This window comes from Moorena sp. SIO2C4 (assembly GCF_010672485.1).
Taxonomy (GTDB): domain Bacteria; phylum Cyanobacteriota; class Cyanobacteriia; order Cyanobacteriales; family Coleofasciculaceae; genus Moorena; species Moorena producens.
Map to the genome: position 1 here is coordinate 1 of NZ_JAAHGN010000379.1, position 6,563 is coordinate 6,563.

Annotated in this window: 4 protein-coding genes; 2 read left to right on the forward strand and 2 right to left on the reverse strand. The window is 43.5% G+C overall.

From position 1 onward, the window contains the following. Window positions 1–178 precede the first annotated feature (178 nt). Window positions 179–4,567, forward strand: coding sequence for a non-ribosomal peptide synthetase (locus F6K20_RS19475; protein ID WP_287295711.1), 4,389 nt, complete (start codon window positions 179–181; stop codon window positions 4,565–4,567). A 44-nt stretch (window positions 4,568–4,611) separates the two neighbouring features. Here F6K20_RS19475 and F6K20_RS19480 read toward each other — a convergent pair whose 3' ends face one another. After that, window positions 4,612–5,247, reverse strand: coding sequence for a restriction endonuclease subunit R (locus F6K20_RS19480; RefSeq protein ID WP_287295713.1), 636 nt, complete (start codon window positions 5,245–5,247; stop codon window positions 4,612–4,614). Window positions 5,248–5,578: 331 nt separating this feature from the next. Here F6K20_RS19480 and F6K20_RS19485 point away from each other — a divergent pair, with 331 nt between their 5' ends. Continuing rightward, a complete protein-coding gene (locus F6K20_RS19485) occupies window positions 5,579–6,151 on the forward strand; it encodes a Uma2 family endonuclease (RefSeq protein WP_287295714.1) in 573 nt (190 codons plus the stop codon). 149 nt (window positions 6,152–6,300) lie between these two features. Here F6K20_RS19485 and F6K20_RS19490 read toward each other — a convergent pair whose 3' ends face one another. After that, on the reverse strand, window positions 6,301–6,528 hold the full coding sequence (locus F6K20_RS19490) for a hypothetical protein (protein ID WP_287295716.1): 228 nt from the start codon (window positions 6,526–6,528) through the stop codon (window positions 6,301–6,303). Window positions 6,529–6,563: the final 35 nt, after the last annotated feature.

Genomic DNA, 6,563 nt, shown 5'->3' on the forward strand with positions numbered 1-6,563 from the left:
TTCCCCCGCCCCCCTAAACCCCCAAAATTGGGGGGAAATTGAGTTAAAGTCCCCCAAATTTGGGGGATTTAGGGGGCTTGCAGCTAAAGGTAGTGAGGTCAATTCATCTGAACAAGGCATCAAACCTTGGAGTACTTATGCTAACCAGCCCAACTTAGTCCAGAACAATCCCCAATTGGTGTCCCAAGTACGCAATTTCTTACAAGAACAGCTCCCGGATTATATGATTCCTGCTGCTTTTGTAGTTTTGGAAGCACTGCCCCTAACACCGAGTGGTAAAGTAGATCGACGGGCTCTACCTGCACCAAATAAGTCTCGTCGGGATTTGGTAGTTGAGTTTGTTGCTCCTCGTACTCCCACAGAAGAGATCTTGGCCAGTATTTGGGCAATTGTGTTGGGATTAGAGGAAATCGGTATTTACGACAACTTCTTTCATTTGGGAGGAGATTCAATACAAGTAATCCAACTGCTGTCGAGAATCAGGAATACTTTCTCAGTAGAGTTGCCTTTACACTACTTGTTTGAAGACCCGACCATAGCTAAACTCAGCCAGAAGATTCTAGGCACCACAAGTAAACAGAATCAGCTGTTACCTCCGATACAACTGGTTGCTAATAAAGAAGAATTACCCCTATCTTTTCCTCAGCAACGACTGTGGTTTTTGGAACAACTCCAACAGAAAAGTTCTGCCTACAACGAGCAAACTGCTCTACATCTGCGTGGCTGTGTTAATGTGACTATCCTAGAACAAGTCTTAACAGAAATTGTCAACCGTCATGAGGTTATGCGTAGCAACTTTACGATGGTGGATGGTTCTCCAGTAATGGTTATTTCACCTCACCTGAAGATAACTTTACCCATCGTTGACTTACAACAGTTGACCCAACCACAACAGTTTACCAAGCTCCAACAGTTAGCAGTTAAAGAAGCTCAAAATCCTTTTGACCTGGCTGAAGGGCTGTTGTTGAGAGTAAGTTTATTGCGCCTAGCTGAAGAAGAGCATGTCCTACTACTGACCATTCACCACATTATCTGGGATGGTTGGTCAATGGGAGTATTTATTGAGGAATTATCGGCACTTTATTCAGCTTTTTGCTCACAACAACCCTCCCCACTATCAGAACTCCCCATCCAATATAGTGACTTTGCCAGTTGGCAGCGTCAGTGGTTGACTGGACAGGTGCTGGAAAATCAACTGAACTACTGGAAACAACAGTTAGCTGGAATACCAACACTGCTAGAATTGCCGACAGATCGCCCCCGTCCTGCGGTACAAACTTCCGAAGGTAGTAGCTTGGATTTTGAACTCAATGGTGAGTTAACTCAGAAACTGCAAGTCTTAAGTCAAGCTTCAGGAGGAACGTTGTACATGACACTACTGGCAGCTTGGGCAACGTTACTTTACCGCTATAGTGCTCAAGAGGATATTGCCATTGGTTCTCCTATTGCTAACCGCACCCGCCAAGAAATTGAACCCCTAATTGGTTTTTTTGCTAATACTCTAGTGCTGCGTAATGATTTATCAGGTAATCCCAGTTTCTTGGAGTTACTGGCTAGGGTGCGTAGCTGTGCAATGGAAGCTTACGCTAATCAAGATGTGCCATTTGAGCAATTGGTAGAGGTCTTAAAACCAGAGCGCTCCCTCAGCCATAGCCCTCTATTCCAAGTAATGTTTGGGTTTCAGCAAGCCCAAATCCAGAAGCAAGAGTTGGCTGGTTTGACATTAACTCCTTTGTCACTAAAAAGCGCTATAGTCAAGTTTGATTTGACCCTGTTAATGGAAAAAACTGAGTCGGGAATTGAGGCCAGGTTAGAATACAATAGCGATTTGTTTGATCAGCAAACTATTATCCGGATGGTAGGGCATTTCCAGACCTTGCTCGAAGGTATTGTTGCTAATCCACAAGCACAAGTTTCAAAGTTACCGTTACTGACAGCAGCGGAACGCCAGCAGCTATTGGTGGAATGGAATAATACGTTTGTGGAGTATCCTCAGGATAAATGTGTCCATCAGTTGTTTGAGGAACAGGTAGAACACACTCCAGATGCAGTGGCAGTGGTTTTTGAAGACCAGCAACTAACTTATCAACAGCTGAACACCAAGGCTAACCAGTTAGCCCACTATTTACATTCAGTGGGTGTGGAAGCAGATGTGCTAGTTGGGTTGTGTGTGGAGCGCTCGCTGGAAATGGTTGTGGGAATGTTGGGCATTCTCAAAGCAGGTGGAGCTTATGTGCCCCTTGATCCAGAGTATCCCCAAGAACGCTTAAGCTTCATGCTGGAAGACACTCAGGTCAAAGTATTGCTGACTCAAGAGAAATTCCTAGAATCCCTTCCTCAACATCAAGGGCGTATTGTCTGTTTAGATACTTACTGGCAGAGAATTAATCAAGCCAATCAAGATAATCTCAACAGCACAGCCAGCTCTGAAAATTTAGCTTATGTGATGTATACTTCGGGATCAACAGGAAAACCCAAAGGAGTAGCCGTCAATCATCAGGCTGTAAATCGACTGGTGTTAAACACAAACTACATACATTTAACACCTAATGACCGCATTGCTCAAGCTGCAAACATTGCTTTTGATGCTGCCACCTTTGAAATTTGGGGAGCGCTACTTAACGGAGCAAAGTTAGTTATTATCAATCAATCTGTATTGCTTTCGCCTGAAGAATTTGCTGTCAATATTTGTTCTCAAGAGGTAACGGTTTTATTATTAACTACAGCTTTATTCAATCAGTTAGCTAGTTTTGTCCCCCAAGCACTGAGTTGCCTACGGTATTTACTATTTGGTGGGGAAGCGGTTGACCCCAAATGGGTACAAGAAGTCCTAGATAAAGGCGCTCCAGAGCAACTACTCCATCTCTATGGACCAACAGAAAATACAACTGTTTCTTCCTGGTATTTGGTAGAGAACTTACCAACGACAGCTACAACTATCCCCATAGGAAAACCAATCGCTAACACGCAAATCCACATTCTAGACGAGTCTCTACAACCCTTGCCTGTCGGTGTGCCAGGAGAATTGCATATTGGTGGTGCTGGATTGGCACGAGGCTATCTTAACCGCCCTGAGTTAACACAAGAGAAATTCATTCTCAACCCGTTTAGCGCTGATTTAGATTCCCGCCTTTATAAAACTGGGGATAAGGCTCGCTACCTTGCCGATGGCAACATCGAATTCCTTGGACGCATTGATAACCAGGTTAAAATTCGCGGTTTCCGCATCGAACTTGGAGAAATTGAAGCTGTCTTAGGTCAACATCCAGCTGTGGGGGAAAAAGTGGTTGTGGCCAGGAAAGACCAAGCTGACCAGAAACGTCTGGTGGCTTATATTGTTTCCAAGCAAGAACAAGAGCTAACTAGTAGCCAATTGCGACAGTTTCTGAAACAAAAATTACCGGATTACATGATTCCCTCTGGCTTTGCCTTCTTGGAAAAATTCCCTTTAACCCCCAATGGCAAAGTAGATCGGCGCGCCTTACCTGAATTAGATCAATCTAATCGACCTCAAGAAGCTGGCTTTGTTTCACCCCGTAATTCCCTGGAATTGCAACTGTCCCAAATTTGGTCTGATCTCCTTAATGTCCACCCAGTTGGAGTTAACGATAACTTCTTTGATCTTGGAGGTCATTCCCTGTTAGCAGTTGATCTCATGGCTCGGATTAAGCAGCAGTTTGGAACTAATTTACCTTTAGCTAGCTTGTTCACGGAACCGACTATTGAAAACCAAGCTAGTCTTCTGGTCAATGCCACTGAGAACCAATCATATTCTCCCCTAGTGCCCATTAACAAGACAGGAAATTTACCTGCTTTCTTCTGTGTTCATCCGGTTGGGGGTAATGTTCTTTGTTATGCAGAATTGGCTCGTTATCTAGGAAATAACCAACCTTTTTACGGGTTACAATCCCCTGGTTTATTTGGTGAGTCTGAACCATTAACCGGAATTGAGGATATGGCAACTTGCTACATTGAAGCCTTGCAAACTATTCAACCGGTCGGGCCTTATTATTTAGGAGGTTGGTCATTAGGAGGTATTATTGCTTGGGAAATGGCTCAACAATTATCTGCTGCTGGGGAAGAAGTGGCTCTTCTAGCATTAATCGATAGCTATTCACCTGTTGCTATTGACCGACCAGAACAGATGAATCAACAGATGATGGCACGGTCTCTAGCTCAGGATTTAGGTAGTGTTTTTGGTACAGAACTGCCGATTGCAGTTAAAGACCTTAAGCTTGGAGGGCTAGAGCAGCAATTGCAACACATCCTTCGGGAAGCCAAAGGGCTCAATATCTTGCCACCGGAAATCGGTATTGAGCAGATGCGTAAGTTATTTGGAGTTTTCCAAGCCAACCTCATGGCTATGTATCGCTATCAACCCCAGCCCTATTCTGGTCGGATTGCTCTATTTTGTGCCAGGGAGTTAGAAGCAGAAGACCGAGGTTGGCATGAGCTAGCAGTAGGTGGTCTAGAAACTTACAGGATTCCTGGTGATCATTATACTATGATGCGCTCACCCGATGTTGAGATTTTAGCTAAACAGCTAGAGGTTTTAGTTAGAGAGTGAAAGCTGATCTAAGTTTCCTCTTGGAGGAGTCCTTGTTGTCTCCTCTAAGACTTAGCCGTGACAGCAGCAATACGCTTCAAAATACCCAAAACATCATATAAATAATTGCCATGATTCCAGATATCAAATGCTTTTGATAAAGCATATCGTAGGGTTTCGCTTTTAACTAACTTGATAAAGATAAAGCTAGCACCATTGGTAACAAGACCAAATGTTGGTTGCTCTGTTTGGGGACTCTTGAGCATGTAAACTAGTGCTTGAGGAATTGCTGGTTGTAAGGAAACAGCAGAACGCTTCGACTCAATAACGGCTATCCAAATTGGTTTGCTCGCTGCCAAAATATCAATCCGTCCTTTGACAATTGTGTCCTCATCTTTATCTTCAATGGGTAAAGACACTTCATACTCTGCTTTAACTTTAAAAGGCGGTTGGTAAAATCCTGCCAAATCCAATAAGGGAGAAACAACAACCATTTTAACTAGGTCTTCTAGTACCAAATCTTTAGACAAGTACTTGTAATTCGCTTTTGCTCTATCGAGCATTTGCCTTTCTATTTCACTTAGTTGGGGCAGGTTTTCCACGCACTCTGGGAAAAACTCCGGGTCAATTACTTCTTGGAGCTTAAATTTATCTTCTACGTCACTAAGGCTGAGTTTTGATGGAGAAATAATAGTAGCCATAATGATTTATTTTGGTTTACAGACTCATTTTTCCATTATATCTTAAATAAAACCTGTGGCATTATCGGGTGCATCAAGACAGCGACTCGTGCGGTTTTAACCGCTGTGATACCTACCACCTTGGGAATCGACTAGTTCGACGTATTGCATTCGCCTTTCGCCTAAGCAATTATATGACTTTGCGGCAGTTATGGGTAACTTCAGATCAGGGAACTTCGGATCAGTGGAGAAGAATTGACGGAAACAGTATCATAAAACCAAGAAGGAAAGTACCTGACCCGATTCAGAATTGCTATAGTATGGTCACATCTGTTTCTGGAACTAGCTGCCAATGGTAAAGATAGCTGCCTTACCTTTGACTCTCGAAGAGTTTCTGGAACTCCCAGAGACCAAACCCCCTAGGGAATATATCAATGGTGAAATTACCCAGAAACCAATGCCTAAAACTCGCCACTCCAGACTTAATATCAAGTTGACGAGTACAATTAATACTGTTGTTGAGGAAGAGCAAATTGCCTACGCTTTCCCAGAGCTACGATGTACTTTTGGCGGACGGTCAATTGTTTCCGATCTAGCAGTTATTCGCTGGAACAAGATTGAATTTGATGATGAAGGAGAGCCTATAGATGATGTGTTTATTGCTCCAGATTGGACTATTGAAATTATCTCTCCCGGCCAGAGTTCAAACCGAGTAACAGGTAACATTTTAAATTGTCTAAGACATGGTTCTCAACTAGGATGGCTAATTGATCCTTACGACCGCTCGGTCTTGATTTTTCTACCTAACCAACAACCGGAATTGTGTCAGGGAAGTGACTCTCTAGTGGTGTTAGATGGTATCGACCTTCAGTTGACAGCAGAGGAAATTTTTGGCTGGTTGAAAATGGGAAGTTCAGCAACATAAGGGAGTAGGGAGTAGGGAGTAGGGAGTAGGGAGTAGGGAGTTTTGATTAAGCTCAATTAAGGGCGATGTTCCGTTCGCGCAGCGTCTGGCACTGCCAGTAAGGAACCGCTTCGCGATTGGCCGTAGGCCACGCTACGCGAACGCATTATCTACCCAACAACCGGTAGAGTTTTTCTTCCGGGTCTATAGGGTTGATCATACTGTTGAAGGTTAGTCGGTTGAAGGTTAGTCGGTTGAAGGTTAGCTGGTTGAAGGTTAGCTGGTTGTTCGCCTTTGGCGTTCCCGAAGGGTAGGTTGTCTGTCAGAATGCAGAATGTAGAATGCAGAATGTAGAATGTAGAATGCAGAATGTAGAATTCCAAATTCTCAATTCTCAATTCTAAATTCTTAATTCTTAATTCTCAATTCTCAA

Bases quoted from the DNA above. Each gene is read 5' to 3' on its own strand.
- F6K20_RS19480 (WP_287295713.1), bottom strand. From the start codon at position 5,247: ATGGCTACTATTATTTCTCCATCAAAACTCAGCCTTAGTGACGTAGAA.
- F6K20_RS19485 (WP_287295714.1), top strand. From the start codon at position 5,579: ATGGTAAAGATAGCTGCCTTACCTTTGACTCTCGAAGAGTTTCTGGAA.